At 42.0% G+C, this 17,597-nt stretch carries 17 protein-coding genes and 1 tRNA gene; 8 read left to right on the forward strand and 10 right to left on the reverse strand.

Annotation, left to right across the window (positions count from 1 at the left end):
* Positions 1-3 precede the first annotated feature (3 nt).
* The 10 genes from C8D94_RS04650 to C8D94_RS04695 all read right to left on the reverse strand — a co-directional run bounded on the left by C8D94_RS04650 (position 4) and on the right by C8D94_RS04695 (position 11,308).
* The gene (locus tag C8D94_RS04650) at positions 4-633 is read right to left on the reverse strand and encodes a TIGR04282 family arsenosugar biosynthesis glycosyltransferase (protein ID WP_245946182.1); all 630 of its coding nucleotides are present in this window, start codon (positions 631-633) and stop codon (positions 4-6) included.
* 26 nt (positions 634-659) lie between these two features.
* The gene (locus C8D94_RS04655) at positions 660-1,160 is read right to left on the reverse strand and encodes a rhodanese-like domain-containing protein (RefSeq protein ID WP_115123036.1); all 501 of its coding nucleotides are present in this window, start codon (positions 1,158-1,160) and stop codon (positions 660-662) included.
* 28 nt (positions 1,161-1,188) lie between these two features.
* Positions 1,189-2,016 (reverse strand): metallophosphoesterase family protein, encoded by an 828-nt coding sequence (locus tag C8D94_RS04660; RefSeq protein WP_115122708.1) that lies wholly within the window; start codon positions 2,014-2,016, stop codon positions 1,189-1,191.
* On the reverse strand, positions 2,001-3,335 hold the full coding sequence (locus C8D94_RS04665; protein WP_115122709.1) for a sodium:solute symporter family transporter: 1,335 nt from the start codon (positions 3,333-3,335) through the stop codon (positions 2,001-2,003). Before C8D94_RS04665 ends, C8D94_RS04660 begins: the two co-directional genes overlap by 16 nt.
* A gap of 12 nt (positions 3,336-3,347) precedes the next feature.
* A complete protein-coding gene (locus C8D94_RS04670) occupies positions 3,348-4,796 on the reverse strand; it encodes a SusD/RagB family nutrient-binding outer membrane lipoprotein (RefSeq protein ID WP_115122710.1) in 1,449 nt (482 codons plus the stop codon).
* A 107-nt stretch (positions 4,797-4,903) separates the two neighbouring features.
* The gene (locus C8D94_RS04675) at positions 4,904-8,098 is read right to left on the reverse strand and encodes a SusC/RagA family TonB-linked outer membrane protein (RefSeq protein ID WP_115122711.1); all 3,195 of its coding nucleotides are present in this window, start codon (positions 8,096-8,098) and stop codon (positions 4,904-4,906) included.
* A gap of 108 nt (positions 8,099-8,206) precedes the next feature.
* Entirely contained in the window at positions 8,207-8,887 is a 681-nt protein-coding gene (locus C8D94_RS04680) for a TIGR04282 family arsenosugar biosynthesis glycosyltransferase (RefSeq protein WP_317047701.1), read from the reverse strand.
* 9 nt (positions 8,888-8,896) lie between these two features.
* The gene (arsS, locus tag C8D94_RS04685; RefSeq protein ID WP_115122713.1) at positions 8,897-9,964 is read right to left on the reverse strand and encodes an arsenosugar biosynthesis radical SAM (seleno)protein ArsS; all 1,068 of its coding nucleotides are present in this window, start codon (positions 9,962-9,964) and stop codon (positions 8,897-8,899) included.
* A 145-nt stretch (positions 9,965-10,109) separates the two neighbouring features.
* Positions 10,110-10,439 (reverse strand): arsenosugar biosynthesis-associated peroxidase-like protein, encoded by a 330-nt coding sequence (locus C8D94_RS04690; RefSeq protein WP_115122714.1) that lies wholly within the window; start codon positions 10,437-10,439, stop codon positions 10,110-10,112.
* A 116-nt stretch (positions 10,440-10,555) separates the two neighbouring features.
* The gene (locus C8D94_RS04695; RefSeq protein WP_115122715.1) at positions 10,556-11,308 is read right to left on the reverse strand and encodes a DUF481 domain-containing protein; all 753 of its coding nucleotides are present in this window, start codon (positions 11,306-11,308) and stop codon (positions 10,556-10,558) included.
* Between the two features lie 184 nt (positions 11,309-11,492).
* Here C8D94_RS04695 and C8D94_RS04700 point away from each other — a divergent pair, with 184 nt between their 5' ends.
* The 8 genes from C8D94_RS04700 (at position 11,493) to C8D94_RS04735 (ending at position 17,507) form a co-directional block, all read left to right on the forward strand.
* Complete coding sequence (locus C8D94_RS04700; protein WP_115123037.1) at positions 11,493-11,717, forward strand: hypothetical protein; 225 nt, start codon at positions 11,493-11,495, stop codon at positions 11,715-11,717.
* A 106-nt stretch (positions 11,718-11,823) separates the two neighbouring features.
* Positions 11,824-11,899 (forward strand) — tRNA-Phe (locus C8D94_RS04705).
* Positions 11,900-11,998: 99 nt separating this feature from the next.
* Positions 11,999-12,733, forward strand: coding sequence for a type III pantothenate kinase (locus tag C8D94_RS04710; RefSeq protein ID WP_115122716.1), 735 nt, complete (start codon positions 11,999-12,001; stop codon positions 12,731-12,733).
* Entirely contained in the window at positions 12,727-13,968 is a 1,242-nt protein-coding gene (locus C8D94_RS04715; protein WP_115122717.1) for an OmpP1/FadL family transporter, read from the forward strand. Before C8D94_RS04710 ends, C8D94_RS04715 begins: the two co-directional genes overlap by 7 nt.
* Positions 13,969-13,990: 22 nt before the next feature.
* Entirely contained in the window at positions 13,991-15,346 is a 1,356-nt protein-coding gene (locus C8D94_RS04720) for a hypothetical protein (protein ID WP_115123038.1), read from the forward strand.
* A gap of 2 nt (positions 15,347-15,348) precedes the next feature.
* Positions 15,349-15,921, forward strand: a complete 573-nt coding sequence (gene lptC / locus C8D94_RS04725) for an LPS export ABC transporter periplasmic protein LptC (RefSeq protein WP_115122718.1) — start codon at positions 15,349-15,351, stop codon at positions 15,919-15,921.
* Positions 15,911-16,114, forward strand: coding sequence for a hypothetical protein (locus tag C8D94_RS04730; protein ID WP_115122719.1), 204 nt, complete (start codon positions 15,911-15,913; stop codon positions 16,112-16,114). Before lptC ends, C8D94_RS04730 begins: the two co-directional genes overlap by 11 nt.
* A gap of 103 nt (positions 16,115-16,217) precedes the next feature.
* Complete coding sequence (locus C8D94_RS04735) at positions 16,218-17,507, forward strand: hemolysin family protein (RefSeq protein WP_115122720.1); 1,290 nt, start codon at positions 16,218-16,220, stop codon at positions 17,505-17,507.
* The last annotated feature ends 90 nt before the right edge of the window (positions 17,508-17,597 follow it).

A 17,597-nucleotide genomic window follows, 5' to 3' on the forward strand; every position in this document is an offset into this window, starting at 1 on the left:
TTTCTAAATAAATTTGTTATCGAGATGTGCGGGCAAAAATTGCTGAAAGGCCTCAACATCCTTAATGTCTGCAAAATAATCTATATCGTTTTTCTCGTCCAATTGAGCAACCGATTCTTCTTTTAAGTCTTCCAATGTTGCTTTCAGAACCGTATCGGTTCCCCAGTTTTTAGCACTGAAAATTTCTTCCTTCACCATTTTCATCCCCAACAGATAGTATCCTCCATCCTTGGCTGGGCCCAGTACAAAGTCGTGGGTGTTCAATTTTGAAAAAGCCTTATTGATATCTTCGGAAGTAATATCATACAAGTCGCTGCCAATGATAATGGCATTTTCGTATCCCATTTCAAAAATTTCAGTAAACGCATGTTGCATGCGTATTCCCAAATCGTCGCCATTTTGTACTTTTTTATTGAAGACCGCTTCTTCCCAAAGGTCGTTTTCCCTTACTTTTTCAGAATAAAACACAAACCTATCTGCAGTAACATTTGCTGAAACCTTAGCCGTGTGTTGCAATAGGAACTTATATATATCCAAAGCGGACTTATCTCCAATGGTCACGGCCAAGCGCGTTTTGCACTTGCCCAGTTCGGGGTTGCGTGTAAAGATGATGAGGGCGTTTTTTGTTTTCAATGTATTGTGTTTTTCTTCTGGTTTCTTTATTCGTACATCGGGATTCCCTTTAAGAGCCATTTGCTCCAAAGCTTGGAAAATGTATGTACCGTATCGGTTTCAATTTTTTTACTATCCAAGATTGGGTATCCCTTGTTTTTCCATTCAAAAATACCACCGTATAGGTTTTTTACATTGGTGAACCCAGCTTTCTGTAATTTCTCACCCACTTGTTCGCTTCTAATTCCCAAGGAACAATACACTACGATAGGGGTGTCTTTGTCTTCTATTGCTTCTGAAATTTCTTCGGCTGAAAAATTGTTGAAGCCAACACATTGCGAGCCTTCTATGTTGCTCACGGAAAATTCTGAAGCTTCTCGGGTATCCAATAGTATAATTTCTTCATTAACCTGAAGCGCCCTCAAACCTTCCACCGAAATGTATGGAACACTATGGGTATTGTATTGTTGTAACAACTGGTCCAGCGTTTTTTGGGCAAATCCCTGAAAGGTTACCAGCAGAAGTAATATGTATAGTGTTTTTTTCAAGATTTCAAAACTTTCAAACTTAGTTAATTTATAATTGTATGCCAAACCCCTGCAGCCCGCTTTCTACGGAAGGCAGAATTTCGGTATTGTCCCAAATCCCCGTAATAATGGTTCTGGCATATTCCTCAGGTAACAAGCCATTTTGCATCAATCTACTGGCCAGCTTGTGATTGTAATTGAAGTTATGATGCTTAAACCTGATAGTACCATCGGTATCATCCAGAATTACGAACCAAACGTGGGGCTCCCCATCGTTGGCGGGCATCCCGATAACACCGGGATTGAGCCAGATTTTATCTTCATTTATATGATGGAACGGCAACCCGCAATGGCCCGCTACAATCACATCACTTTCGGTCGTTTTAAAATGGTGTTCCTTTCGTTCCCAAGGAGTGGATTTATAAATAAATTCTGAAACATTATCATAGCCACCGTGCAATACGAATACCTTTTTTCCAGCATATTGAAATTGAATATGATCTGGCAAACTACTTAAAAATTCAATCGAGTTTTTAGAAAGTTTGGCCTGCGCGTATGGATACCATAACTGCGAAAAACCATCGCAACGCGAGCCTTCTCTAAAGTCGCAGCCGCAGTCTTCGGCACCGTCGCGCAATTGTATCTCTACATTCCCCAATATGCTCTGTGCACCCCAAAGTTTGAACAACTGTACGGTTTCCTCTGGCTGGGCACAATAGCCCACAATATCTCCTGTGGAAATACAATTCTGGGCTGGGATGTTCTCCTCTTCGGCAATTGCCTTCAATTTTTCGAGTGCTTGCAAATTGCTATACACACCACCAAAGAGCAGCGTCTTGCCAGATAAAGCTCCTATGTTTTTTATTTTCTTATCCAAGATGGTACAAGATATAAAGTAATACAACTTAAAATGCCCCAAACATTTGCCCAAAGTAGCGAGGCGTACTTTCCTTTGGTTAAGATGAACGGTTCTGGGACCATTTCAAAAACCAGCAAAAATCCAAAAAAAAGTCCTGCAAGTACACTTAGGTAATAACTTATTTTGGGGGCTTTCACTCTCCAGAACATAAAAACAGGGGTTAGCCCAATGACCATCGTTCCAGAAATGGTCGTGGCACTTAAGATTTCAGCATCCAGAAAAACAGGTATCGTACCAATAATGGCTATTCCCGCCATTGCTGCCCGGCCAAAAGTGAGGTCTTTTCCCATTTTCAAATCGATCGACAATAATTTCGAAAATGACGAAAACGTACTGTCCAAGGTTGAGGCTGCTGAAGTGATCATGATAAAATTAATAACCAATAAAATTACAATGCCAAAAGCCTTGCCAACTTCCACGGCGGCCTGTCCTTGCATCCCTTGTGATTGGGCAAACACCCCGATCAAACTGAACAGCACAATACAAATAGCGCCCAAAAAGCTGGCCCACAAAAAGCTCTTGCGAGTGACCTTTGCTGAGCTCAAAAAGCCTCTATCCGTCAATACAGGATCGTGAAACGGATAACTGAACGATTGAATAATCGCTGCAAAAAACAAATTGAGCCCAAGATCGAAACTCCAAATTCCAGAAGTGGCTGCTTGCTGGACGGTAAAATCTTTGGCAGAAAAAATAACGCCCAATATCACGATCAATAGCACCGAAAACAACACCATTTGTATCACATCGGTAAAAATAGAGCTGCTCAATCCACCTTTAATAGCGTAAGCAAGCGTTAAAATAGTGAACACCAAAATAGCCCAATAATAAGGTGTACTACCCTGTTCGCCAAAATAGGTACCAATAACTATGGTATTGCTCCACACTTCATTGAAAAGCCTAATGGCAACTAAAATAGAAAAAAGTGCCATAGCCCCTTTCCCGAACTTGCTGGTCAAAAAATGATGGATACTATCAAAACCACCTTTGGTGCGTAGTTGGTAAATAATCACACCAGCCACGGCAAAAGAGAGGTAATAGCCGGCATACGCAACGCCTCCCACAATCCCAAATTCCATCCCCAAATTGGCGGCATTGGTGATACTTTTAGCAAAAATCCACGAGATGATGAGGCTACCCGTGAGCCAAAGGGCACTGGGGGCCCTATTTTTGTGCCTGGCCTTAAAAAATTGGTCGGTAGTTTTAGCCAAAGGGGATAGGAAAAACAGTATCAAACTTGATACGATTACCAGTCCCCATTGCCAAATTTGTGCATCCATCAATATAAAATATTATTGTTCATCCCACCAAACTGGTACGTTAACGTCATTACCATTGGTGGCGTTTGCTGCTTCTTGATAATTTTCTGCATTCAGTGCTTCTTCCTCGGCGGGATATGGCATTCTCACAGGAATCAACCCGTTATTTAAGCTTGCTTGCACAGGCAAAAATTCTGGAAAACCGGTTCGTCTCCATTCTACCCAGCCTTCGTAGCTGTTTATGACATTTGCAATCCATTTTTGGGTAATGATTTGCTCAATAGGTGTAGCATTGGCAGCATTATAAGCAGCAGGGCCCGTTAGATAATCTGCAGGCATGTCTGTTTGCCAATATTCAAATGCTAAGGCTACTCCAGTTTCATAAAGGATTTGGGCATCGGCGGTGATAAGACCTCTCTCGGCTGCTTCGGCAAGATTGAAAGCAGTTTCCCAAGCGGTCAAGAAATTGGCATCCAATGTGGATGTGTCCTCCCTAAAAGCCGTTCCTGCCAGCGAAAGTTCTGCCAATTCAATAGAAGTGCTGGAGGCGTCAATACCGTTTATCAAGCCTTCAAATTCGGTCCCGTTGCTGTTTTCGGTGGGGCGGAAAAATTCTGAAATTCTCGTGTCATTGAGGTTTTTCAGTACGTTTTCCATGGTTTCAGATAATACAAAATTATTGAAATCGCCTATGCGCAACTGTGCCAACCTGAAACTGTTTGGATCGGTATTGGTAAAATTGAATATAGCATTCTGTGCGTTTGTCGTAAAATAGTTGCCAGAGTCAAAAACAGCCTGCATTTCAGCAGCTACATCCACTTTGCTTGAAATTCTTAACAAATATTTTATTTTCAATGAATTGGCAAAGGTGACCCAGCTTTCCAGGTTTCCGTCAAACAGGATGTCACCCTCCAATGGGATGATGCCTTCATAGTTTTGCAGTGTCTGAATCCCTTTGTCCAAATTATCCAAGACTCCCCCTTCGGCCAGGTAAATATCTTCCTGCAAATCGTAAGCAGGAGTAACGGTTCCGCCCACGCCATTAAATGCTTCAGAATAGGGAACATCGCCGAACAGATCGGTAAGACCAGCCGCCATGTAAGCTTTGAGAATCAACGCTGGACCTTCGTAAACGGCAAAGGTTTCTGTTTCGCGGGATTGGGTGAGGATGATTTCATTGTCACGCAAATTGGTGTAAAAGATGGGCCAAGGATTACCTCCCAATTGGGGCGATTTCAAGGCGTGACGATCGAATAGGTTAAAGTCCAGCGCAGTTCTATGTTGCGAAAGTAAATCGCCCGCCACAAAGCCCTCGTAGCTCATTTCATCCCCAAAATTATAGATCACCTGGCGTAACAACAAACTGGGTTGTACGTTGTTGGGATTGTTGGGATTGGTGTTTATATCTTCAAAATCTTTTGTACACCCAGCTATCGTAAAAACTAGTGCGAAAATGGCCGCTATTTTATATATTAACTTCATATTTATTTTATTTTCATTGTCTGGTTGAGCGCAGTTGGAACCTCATTAACCTTGGGAATCTCAAAATAGTTCTCGACTCCGCTCGAACGGACAAAATGAATGCTTATTTAAAAATTTAATCCTGCTTTTATACCAATGCTACGTGTGGTAGCATAACTCATATCTTCCACACCGCTCACAAATCCGTTGCCTTGCACAGCAAGCTGCTCAGGATCGAAATGCGGATTTTCGGTAATCGCGAAAATGTTTCGTCCAATGAGTGACACCTTTATGTCGCCACCTTCTTTTAGCCCTAAAAATCCATCTTTCAGTTTAAAGGAATATCCTATGGCAAACTGTCTTAATTTAAGATACGAAGCGTCGTAAATATTGTTCTCTTCGTGGTTTCTATCATAAAACTGTCGGTAATAACTCTCTGCCGAAATCGCTACGGTATTGGGAGTGCCATCTTGGGTAACCCCTTCGGCAATAATACCTTCTGTGGGTCGGTTTGCTGTTTCGGCCAATTGACCGCCCACGTTACCAAGTGCTCGAGTACGGGAAACGATTTCGCCTCCTTGACGCCAATCGAACAAAAAGCTAAGGTTCCATTTTTTATATGTAAACTCATTGTTCCAGCCCAACATAAAATCTGGATTGTAATTCCCTAGTTTTTGCAGTTCATTGTTGGCAATGTAGTTACCATTTTCATCTATGATAAAATCACCATTTTCATTCTTTAAATAACCAGTACCATAAATGTCACCCACTTCGCCGCCTTCTTCTACTTGAAACCAAACGGTTTGATTTGCGCTGTCGTAAATTCGGCTAAAGGCCAAGGTGAGCCTACCATCACTTTGCGGTAAACTTTCAACTACTGCTCTATTGGTGCTAAAGTTGAAAGTAGAATTCCATCGGAAATTTTCATTGCGGACGGGTGTGATCCCTGCAATGATTTCCAGGCCTTGGTTTCTTACCGAACCACCATTGACTACCTGTTGGTTATATCCTGAAGATATAGCGATAGGCAGCGAGATAATTTGGTCCTCGGTCAACGCATTATAATACGTGAAGTCCAAATTCAATCGATTGCTGAAAAAACGAACATCTGCACCCACTTCAAAAGAGGTTACTTGCTCTGGCCTTAGGTTGGCATTGGGGATAAAATTTTGGTTGCTTACCGTGGGTTGTCCCAGAAATGGTGTTTGCGAGATGAAAGCGCCCGAGGTTTGGTAGGGCCCCGTATCGTTACCTACTTGTGCAACACTTGCTCTTAACTTTGCGAACGAAATGGTTTGGGGCAGTTGCGCAACTTCGGAGAGGATAAACGCACCTGACACCGATGGGTAAAAAAACGAAGCGCCATTTACCGAAAACGGCGTCGCTAACGCACTAGACCAATCGTTTCGCCCCGTGATGTCTATAAACAGAAAATCTTTGTAGCCCAATTTGGCGATACCATAAAGGGAATTGATTCGTTTTTCAGAATCGAACTGAAACACCTCAATAGGAGAGGCGGCGTTGTTTAAGTTGAAAATTCCCGGCTGTGCCAGATTAACCGTTTGCGACTGTTTGGTGGAGGCCGTTTGGTCCAACCTGTTTCCTCCTGCCGAAATATCGAAACTGAAATCGCCAAAATCCTTGGTGTAATTTATTAAGAAGTCGGTGTTCACTTCCCGATACAGCACATCATGTTCGGCATAACCCCCTTGTTGGAATCGATTGCTGCTGAAGGCACGGCGTAGTTGTCGCTTTTCAGAAGAATAATCCATCCCTGAACGTAGGCTAATGCTTATTTCTGGAGATATTTTTTGTGTGATGGACACATTTCCGAAGACCCTATCACGTTCAAAACTGTTTCGGTTCTCAAAAAGAATAAAATAGGGATTGTCAAAAAATGTATAGTTAAAGGAGTATTGCTGAATGCCTTCCAAACCCGGCTGCCAATAATCACGAAGATTTTCAATATTGAGGGATCGAGGTCCCCAGGCTACCAATGAGTAGTTTACGTTCTCGCTTCCGTAGCCATTGGACGGACGGTTATCGCTGCTAGAATTTACGTAGCTAATGGAAGCATCAATATCGGTAAGGCTCGAAGGCTCAAAATGAAGTTTGGTACTTACCGTTTGCCTATCCAGATTTACACCAGGTATGATGGATTCGCTCCTTAAATCTGTAAATGAAAGACGATAATTTCCGCTCTCAAACCCATTGGAAACCGATGCATTGTTAATAGTCGTGATGCCTGTTTTATAAAAATCCTTCAAATTATCAGGATTAGACACAAAAGGAGTTGGGGTTATGGGTAGGCCATTGTACAAGGAAGTATCTCCCCCTCGAACCACAGAGCCATTGGGCAATACCACAGGGCTATCGTATTGTGGGATGAGGTTGCCCACATCGAGGCGCGGTCCCCACGAATAGGTTATGTTGTCGTTCAACCCACCGCCAAGACCATCTACGTATTCAAATTCGCCAGAATTGCCCTGTCCATACTCATCCTGAAATTCGGGTAGCTTAAAAGCAGTTTCCACGAAAAGGGAGGAATTGATACTAATACCCAATCCTTTACTATTCTTCCCGCTTTTGGTTTCAATCACGATAACACCGTTGGAGGCGCGTGTGCCGTAGAGTGCAGCAGCGCTGGGACCTTTCAGAGCCGTAACGCTTTCAATATCGTCTGGATTTACCTCCATGGCACCGTTCCCAAAGTCAATTTCCTGAAAACCTGCTGCGGCCTCATTGGTAAAATTGAAGACCGTTTGGTTGTTGATGGGAACACCATCTACTACGAACAATGGATTGTTATTGCTGAAAGAAGCCTCACCACGAATCGTGACTTTTGAAGAAGATCCTACTCCCGTAGCCCCTTGTGAAATGGTGACGCCCGCTAATTTTCCTGAAAGATTGTCCAAGAAGTTCACGGCCTTTACATCATTAATTTCTCCTGACTCTAATGCCTGTACCGTGTATCCTAACTTTTTCTCCTCCCGTTCAATCCCGAGGGCGGTTACTACTATTTCGTCCAGTCCCTCGGCACTTTCGGCTAGTTTTGCAAAGATTTGGGTGCTGTTTCCCACAGTGTAGGTTTGAGTGACATATCCGATGGAGGAAATTTGTAAAACTGAATTTTCGTTAGTGACCGAAATAGTAAAGTTACCATCCTCATCGGTGGTTGTTCCGTTGGCGGTGTTGATTTCAATCACACTCGCAAAAGGAATAGCCTGATTGTTCTGGGCACTTTCTACGGTACCCGTCACTGTAATTTGTGAATAGCCTACTGCTGAGCATAACAGCAGTACGGCAATGTATATTTGTTTCATGGTGTAAAAATGTCTGTTCTAGCGCAGTCGAGAATTTCTCAAAATGATAAGAAGTAATAATGACCTCTCGACTGCGCTCGAGGGGACATAAATATTGGTTGCAAAAACTTAAACAGACAATGGGGAACCTTTATTAAAAGGACTTTTTTTCTGAAATGAAGAAGTATTGAAATTATATACTGAAAAAAAATGCACTCCGTTTGAGACGATAGTGTGCAAAATTTTGCGAAGCGAAGTTGTGATTTTCCTAAAACCGTTAAGCAGGTCTCGAACATCGACAACCGTATCAATATCTTGAAGTGTCTCCAAGAAAATTATGTTGTTGCGCTGCACGGCTACTAATCGAGCAATACTCTGGGTTAATCTCGAGGTTTGCCAAGGTAATTTTAAGAAGATGTTCTTGTTGAACTGGGATTTGTGCAGTCCCATTAAATAATACCCACCATCGGTAGAGGGGCCCAATACTATTTTTTCGGTTTCAAGAAGCTTTGCCGTTTTTGAAAGTTGACAGGACTTAAGATGCGGCGTATCATTTCCAACGGTTATTACGTTTTCAAAACCTTGCTCGTACACCCATTGTATTGCATTGGTGTACCTTTCTCCAAAAGTTGTCCCGCTTTGTTCTTTTTCTGAAAAGAGGAAATATGGTAGCCCCGTTTTTTGAACCTTGGCGACCGTTTGTTGGTTCAGTTCTTGAAAAAGCAGTTCAGCTCTTCGGAAAGGTTTATTTTTTCTCTCCTCTTGAGCCGAATTGGCAAAAATTAATATGGCGGTTTTTTGGTTGATGATTCTATTCCGTTAATCGGTTACGGTTCCTTGGCAACTACTGCCTGCCCCGGCCGTACAGCCGTAGCAATGTTGGGAAATTACAATATTTCTATTGTTTAAAATATCTTCGTTGTACTCGCTAATGTGCTTGATCTTGCTGGCAACGGGTAACTCTAGCATTTGGTTGAAATCACAATCGAACAAATAGCCATCCCAACTTATTGAAATAGTGTTGGTACACATCACGTTTTCAACGGCGGCAGGATTGTAGGCATCTACCAATTGGTACATATAATCCTCGTAATTTTCAGAAGCGATCAAATAATCCAGGAATCGAGCTATGGGCAGATTGGTAATTGCAAATAGATTGTGGAAGTGTATGCCAAAATCTTCTAATAGGGCTTTTTTAAAGTCTTTTTCCATACTGGCTTGGTCACCTGGTAAAAAGGCACCGCTTGGGTTGTACACCAAATCCAATCGCAGGTCACTATCTGGCATCCCATAGCCACGGTCGTTAAGCTCCTGTAATGCTTTTATGGACATATCGAACACCCCTTCACCGCGTTGCTTATCAGTCTTTCCTCTTGTCCAGTGTGGCATGCTGCTCACTACGTGTACATTGTGCTTTTTAAAGAAATCTGGGAGATCGTAATACTTCTTGTTGGCTCTTATGATGGTCAAGTTACTGCGCACGATAAAGTCCTTGACACCTGCTTTGCTGGCCTCTTCCACAAAACGGCGGAAGTTAGGGTTCATCTCTGGGGCACCGCCAGTGAGGTCCAATGTGTGGGCTCCAGTATTACGAATTACCTCTAAGCATTGCTCCATGGTTTCCCAGGTCATGATTTCCTTACGGTCCGGGCCCGCATCTACGTGGCAATGTTCGCAAACTTGGTTGCACATATAACCCACGTTTATTTGTAATATCTCTAGCTTTTTGGGGCGAAGCGGAAATTGGTTAGTTTCATCTATTTTTTTTGCGAAGGTAGGGAGCTCGCCATCTTGGAAAATCCCGTTGGAGAGAATTTCCAACTGTCTGTTGGATTGGGCAAGGTCGCTATTTCGTTTCTGTAAGCTTTGTGTTTTTAGTTTTCCCATACATATGGCCCACTAATGTGGATAACTCTTTTTTAAAAATTAATTTTTGCGTGAGGCATTGAGGCTTTGTAGGAGCTCCTTTAATAGAGCGACTGCCGAAAGTCTGCCTGCCGGCAGGACCCTTTTGGTCACGCCCAGACAGATACTATCCGTCCAGTTTGTTTACTTTGTTCATCATCATCACCCCATGAACCAGGGATGCTCCTCCTTTTATGGCAGCGCCTGCGTGGATGGCTTCCATCATTTCCTCTTTAGTGACGCCGCGTTGCAGGGCATCTTTCGTATAGGCATCTATACAGTACGGGCATTGCTCGGTATGTGCAACGGCCAGTGCTATGAGTGATTTTTCACGGGCGGTGAGGGCTCCCTCCTCAAATACTTTGCCGTAGTAATCGAAAAATTTGGTTCCTAGCTCTTCGCTCCACTCGGTAATATTGCCGAATTTACGGAGATCTTTTGGATCGTAATATGACATAGTTGTTAGTTCTGATTATTATTTACGCAACAAAACACTGACCGGTTTTGTTGCTCGTAAATATAATAAAGGTAGTCTTGGTATTATTGAAACCTTACGAAAGTTTTACAAAAAGTTCAATCAAACGTATAGGCTATGCCGGTGGTAAACTCATATTGGGAATTGGGAATGCCCACAGCAGGAAAGGCGTCGTACACAAAGGTATGGCTCAATTTTACTGAAAAATTACTGAACAACCCCACCAAAAGGGAGCTCTGGCTAGAAACTCGGTAATCGCCAAAATCCTTGAACAACGGTTGGTAGTACGTAGTGCTTATTATGCTGATGTTTTTTGTGGGATACAAACTGAAGGAAAAATAGGAAGTGCCCCTAAAGTTCTTTTGTAAAGGGGTTATACCATCTGCCACTTCCTCATACTCGTACATTGCGGCGGCGCCAAGGTATAATTTGTAATTTTCGGAAGTGGTGAGTTTAAACCGTGGTCCCGTGCCTGCGAGCCCCCTAAAATCTATAAGGTTCACTTTGTTGTACTGCCCCTGTACAAAAACTTCCCAAGCAATCCTTGGGTGGAAACGATAGTTGTAGCGCAGGTGCGAGATAAAGGCATTCTCGAACCGCTCACCTTCAATTTTTTGGAAATTGATATCGTTTTTGAAGAGGGCAAGGTGGTTATTGTTCTTGTATTGCACGTGCACGTTGCTGCCAAGGGTGACAAAATCGTTCACGTTTCTTTTCAATGCAAAATTTACACTGGCAGCACCCGAAAATCCAGAAGTATCTGTTACTTTTCGAAGCGATTCTGCGTTTAAAATCTGTGCTTGGCCTACATAACTTGCCAACAGTAGTAGTGATAGGTAAAGTTTTTTCATTTTTACGGAATGTTAAAACGCTGCAAAGGTACTATTTACAGTTAAAACCACAGGTTGGTTAGCACTGCTTTTTGGGTGTGTTAAAGTTTTGTTTAAATTCTGAAATAGAACACTAAACTGAATTATATTTAGTTCTCTTTTTAAGAGACTAGCAAAGAGTTCTAATTTTTTAATGAATAACAGTATGGATATCATAAACGAAGCCTTGCAGTTTGAGCAAGAGAAGCATACATTCAAGACCACTAGCGACCGTATCGTTGCCAGTAGAAAAGCGAAGGAATTGATCTTGGGTGTCAATGAAATATATAAACAGAACAAGGATGCCGCATTAATGGATTTGATGAAGCGACTTACCGTTATAAAACAGAAGATAGAGAAACGATTGAAAGGTCGTTCCCTGGCAGCTTAAGGAGTGCCAGTATAGATTTAAACCGAAACAAATTTTGTTTCGGTTTTTTTACATTATTTGTTTTGAGTTGAACAAAATAAATTTATCTTTGCATCCGCTTTAAGCAGGTACCTTAGCTCAGTTGGTAGAGCAACGGACTGAAAATCCGTGTGTCCCTGGTTCGATTCCTGGAGGTACCACCATTAAACCCAAGCTCTGTGTTGAGATTGGGTTTTTTGTTTTATGGGATTTTCTTCCCTTTGTTTGCAACATCGCTAAAAGTTAAAAGTCTTTACAAGTATATGAACCTGATAATAGATGTAGGTAACACCCGTACAAAGTTGGCCGTTTTCGAAAAAGGAGCGCTCAAGCATCTTGTGAATATTTCAGGCGATGAGGTGTTGGGTGCTATCGGGGTTGTATTTAAGTACTTCCCGCAACTGCAAAAAGCTATCATTTCTTCTGTTGGGAATTTTACACCGCAAGCGCTAGAATTGGTTTCAAGCAAACTGGATGTCCTCCAGCTTAACAAGGACACACTTGTGCCCTTCGTGAACAAATACGAAACGCCCACCACATTGGGGGTGGATAGGGTTGCGTTGGTAAGTGCAGCTGCAGTTCAGTTTTCCCAAAAGAACGTCTTGGTGGTAGATGCTGGGAGTTGCGTTACCTACGATTTTTTGAACGGCAAGAACCAGTATCTAGGAGGTGCTATTTCACCAGGAATACAATTACGCTATAAAGCATTACATACGTTTACGGCAAATTTACCGTTATTGTCACCAACACCATCTACCAACATTATTGGCAACAACACCCAAGATTCCATCCATAGCGGTGTGTTTTACGGACTTGTGAACGAAATTGACGGATTCATAGATCATTATCGTACAGAATATCCCGATTTAACAATTATTTTAACAGGAGGCGATGCTCATTTGTTGCGAGATAGCCTAAAAAATAGCATCTTTGCCATCCCTAATTTTTTATTGGAGGGCTTGGACCACATTTTAGAACATAACACACAGGAATGTTAAAGAAATTTTTAGTAGTAATTTTACTCCTTGGAATAGGAGTTTCACAAGCCCAAGAGGGAACCGTATCTCCCTACTCGTTCTACGGAATAGGAAACCTAAAGTTTAAAGGCACTGCAGAAAACAGAGCCATGGCAGGTATTAGCGTGTATAGCGACAGCATACACTTAAGTATCCAAAACCCAGCTGGGGTGGCAAATTTAAAACTTGTAAACTACACGGTTGGAGGAAGCCATAAATTTGAAACCCTCCGTACAACGGACCAAAAAGAACAGGCAACAACAACCTCGTTGGATTATCTGGCAATAGGAGTACCGCTCAGTGATAAGTTTGGAGCAAGTTTTGGATTGATACCTTATACTTCGGTAGGGTATCAATTAAAAGACGAGAGCGAAGACGGAACTACCGAATATACAGGAACTGGTGGGCTTAACAAGGCTTTTTTAACCCTTGCGTATAAAATCACCGATGGGCTTAGCGTTGGGATAGATGCAAACTATAACTTCGGAAATATAGAGAACAATGCAACCGCTAGATTGAACGATGTACAATATGGTACTAGAGAACTTAATAGAAGCGATCTCTTGGGCTTCAGTTATAACCTTGGGCTTGCCTACAAAAGAATGGTCACGGATAAATTGATGCTTTCCACCTCACTTACCTATACCCCTGAAACCGAATTTACTTCAGAAAACAGCAGGGTGATCCAAACAGTTTTGGAAACCGACAATGGACAAGCAATTGTGGACAGTAGGAATATTGACGTAAGCGACACCAATTTTACGTTTCCCTCGCAATGGACACTTGGAGCGGGAATAGGACAGAACAAAAAATGGTTTGTTGGCGCAGAATATACCGACCAAAAAACCAGTAACTTTACCAATAGGACCTTTGATATTACGAATGTAGAATTTAAGGATGCCTCCAAATATAGAATTGGTGGGTTTTACATCCCTAATTACAATTCCTTTGGAAACTTTTGGAAACGAGTGGTTTATAGGGCAGGTTTCAGGTTTGAAGAAACCGGAATAAACGTGAACGGACAAGACATTAACGAGTTTGGCATATCTTTTGGAGTTGGTATACCCGTTGGCAGGGTTTTCTCAAACGTGAACATAGGATTTGAGGTTGGAACACGCGGAACCAAAGATTTTGGACTGGTACAGGAAAACTTTTTCAACACATATTTAAGTTTGTCACTTAATGACAAATGGTTTGAAAAAAGATATTTTGAATAACACTTACATAAACACTAACACTATGAAAACGAAAGTAATCTTACTTGCAGCTACTCTTTTTGTTGCGCTTGGAGGCAAATCCTTCGCTCAAGACGAATGTACAACTTTGGGTTCTCTGTTTACAGCACCCGCCAAAGCAAAAAATTATCAAGGTGCATTACAGCACTACGGTCCACTGGTAGAAAAATGTCCTACTTGGAGCGTTGCCGTGTACCAATATGGTTCAAAAATGTTCGAAGACCTTATTGAAAAAGGTGACAAGAGCAAAATCGCAGACCTTGAAAAAAACCTTCGATTACGTATGCAACATTTCCCGTCCAAGACCAAGGAAGGTCGTGAGATGGCGAATATTGCCCAAATAAAGTATGAAGCTGGAATTGGCACAAAAATGGATCAGTTCCAAGAGTTTGATGCTGCCTTTAAAAAAGATGAAGAAACCTTTACCAGCCCCAAGAGTTTGTATACATACTTCTCTTTGGCGGTAGACCTTCAGGAAGAAGGAAAGATGGACATTCAGGAAGTTTTCAACCTGTACGATACTATTATAGATAAGTTGGAAAAAGAAGAAATTGAACTTTCTGGAAAATTGACGAAGTTGATCGAAAAAGAAGACTCTGGTACAGCACTTACCTCTAAGGAGAAGAAATACCTTAGTGCTTACGAGACCAATCTGGGTGCCTACGGAAAGGTAAAAGGTAGTGTAAACGGTAAGTTGGGTATCTTGGCAGACTGTCCAAACCTTATTCCATTGTACGAAAGACTTTATGAAGAAAAGAAAAATGATGTGAACTGGTTGAAAAGTGCCGCTGGAAAATTGAATTCCAAGGACTGTGAAACTCCAATGTTCTTTAAAATGGTACAGCAATTGCATACCTTGGAGCCTTCGGCAAAATCTGCTTTCTACTTAGGTAAATTGGCCGAAAGAGACGGGAACGGTAGCAAAGCGATGGAGTACTATAACCAAGCTGCCGAGCTGGAAACAACACCTAAGGACAAGGCGAGGGTGTATTATACAATTGCAGAGAATATGCGTAAAAAGGGTAGTTTAAGTAGTGCAAGAAGCTATTATAACAAAGCCTTGGAGCAAAACCCATCTTTGGGAAGAGCGTATCTAAGAATTGCAAATATGTACGCAAGCAGCGCAAACAACTGTGGTAGTACTGCCTTTGAGAAGAGAGCGATTTACTGGAAAGCCGCAGAGATGGCCGATAGAGCTGCCCGTGTAGATGGTAGTATTGCTTCCAATGCAAGACAGACCGCTGCATCCTACAGGGGTCGCGCTCCACAAAAGAGTGATATCTTTAGTTCTGGAATGGCAGGAAAAACTATTACCTTTAACTGTTGGGTAGGTGGAAGCGTTAGAGTTCCTAATCTATAAGGATGTACATTAAACTTCATAGTATTATTAGCGTGATGGCGATAGTTTTTGCCATCACGCTTTTTTCATGTGAGGGAAATTATAATAAAGTGCAGCAACTACAGCAGGCAGACAATCTGCCCTTAGGAGAGGGAAAAGGAGTAAATTTGAAATATACCGATTCCGGTACTGTTGTAGCCAATTTAAAAGCTCCAGAGTTTCACGATTTTGGAAACAAAGAATTTCCCTACAAGGAGTTCCCCAAGGGCGTAGAGTTGTATTTTTGGGAAGATGGAAAGATGAGCACCGTATTTTCAGATTATGCCATCCAGTATGACGAAACAGGTCTAGTAGATCTTAGGGAGAACGTGGTAGTCGTGACCAGTGACAGTGTAGTGCTCAAGGCACAACAGTTGTACTGGGACCAGTCCCGGCAGTGGGTGTTCACGGACCAACCCTACCAAATCCAGCTAAAAGATGGCTCAGTAAACAATGGTGCCAGCTTCGATTCTAATCAAGATTTCACTACCTTTATATCCCGTAACAACCAAGGAACACAATTAATAGACAAAAACAAATTAGAAGATGACCAGTAAAGTATACCAACTTTTTGAATATGTGTACCTAGCCATGGCGGCATTTGCCATTTACCTGGTAATTACCGAATGGGATAACGATAGGAACAGGGCGTACCTCTTTCTCTTTTTTACAGTGGTCGCAATTTTTATGTTCTTCTTTAAAAGAAGGTTCCGTAAGAATATCGAAAAAAGACGGAAAGGCGAAGATTGAGTTAGTGGGCTATAATATAGTTTGGTTGTGAAGTGCTACGCTTGATCCCATTTTTATGAAAAATTTAAAATTTGCAATCTAAAATCTACAATCGTTACCACATTTGGACTACACTATCATCATCATAATCGCCTCCTTGCTGTTCTCGGCCTTCTTTTCGGGGATGGAGATTGCTTATGTGTCTTCCAATAAGATACATATTGAAATAGAGAAAAAACAGAACGACTTTCTCGCCAAAGTACTTCAGAGGATAACGGCCAGACCCTCAAAGTTTATCGCTACAATGCTTGTGGGCAATAACATTGCGCTGGTGATTTATGGGTTTTTTATGGGCGATCTGTTAATGGCCTGGTCTGCTGGTTTGTTGCCCTCGGACAATATGGTAATTACTTTTCTGTTTCAGGATTTCAGCCTTATCACCCAAACATTAATTTCAACCATTGTCATCCTCCTCACTGCAGAGTTTTTACCTAAAGTATTCTTTCAGATATACGCAAATAGTCTTGTGAAGATATTTGCGGTGCCTGCCTATTTTTTTTATCTACTGTTCACTTTCATTTCAGAATTTATCATCTGGATTTCAGATTTAGTGCTTAAACATCTCTTCAAGACCGAAGGGGATTCCGTACAGCTCACCTTCAGCAAAATTGAACTGGGGAACTACATAAGCGAACAAATGGAAACCGTGGAGCTGCAGGACGAGATTGACAGTGAGATACAGATTTTCCAGAACGCCCTCGATTTTTCCGAAATAAAAGCACGGGAGGTCATGATACCAAGGACCGAAGTGATCGCTACCGAAATAGCTACCACGCCCAAGGAGCTTTCAAAAAAATTCACCGAGACAGGGCTCTCAAAAATAATTGTATATCGAGAGAACATAGACGATGTAATGGGGTACGTACATTCTTTTGAGCTTTTCAAAAAACCGCAGACCCTTAAAAAAGTATTGATGCCAGTAATTTTTGTGCCAGAGACCATGCTGGCAAAAGACGTGCTCAACATCCTTACCCGAAAGCACCGGAGTATGGCCGTGGTAATAGACGAATACGGTGGGACTTCCGGCATCATTACCGTAGAAGATATTATTGAAGAACTCTTTGGTGAGATTGAAGACGAGCACGACAGCGCTGCCCTTACCGAGGACGAACTGGGCGAGAACCATTATAGGTTCTCGGCAAGACACGAAGTAGATTATCTCAATGAAACCTACAAATTAGACCTCCCGATAAGCGAAAGTTATGAAACGCTGGGCGGGATGATCGTGCACGTAACCGAAGAAATACCCCAGCAGGGCGAAGCCATAGAAATAGAGGGGTTCCAAATAAACATCCTCGAGGTTTCCAATACCAAAATTGAATTGGTAGAATTACAAAAAGCCGAAGAAAACTAAGCGTTTGTAGAAGCCATACCAACAGCTGTGTAACAGTAAATTGGCCACAAAAAAACTTCCCTGTATTTTTTCTGGTAAACGTTTTTATAA

Origin of the sequence: Marinirhabdus gelatinilytica (assembly GCF_003353425.1) — a bacterium.
Taxonomy (GTDB): domain Bacteria; phylum Bacteroidota; class Bacteroidia; order Flavobacteriales; family Flavobacteriaceae; genus Marinirhabdus; species Marinirhabdus gelatinilytica.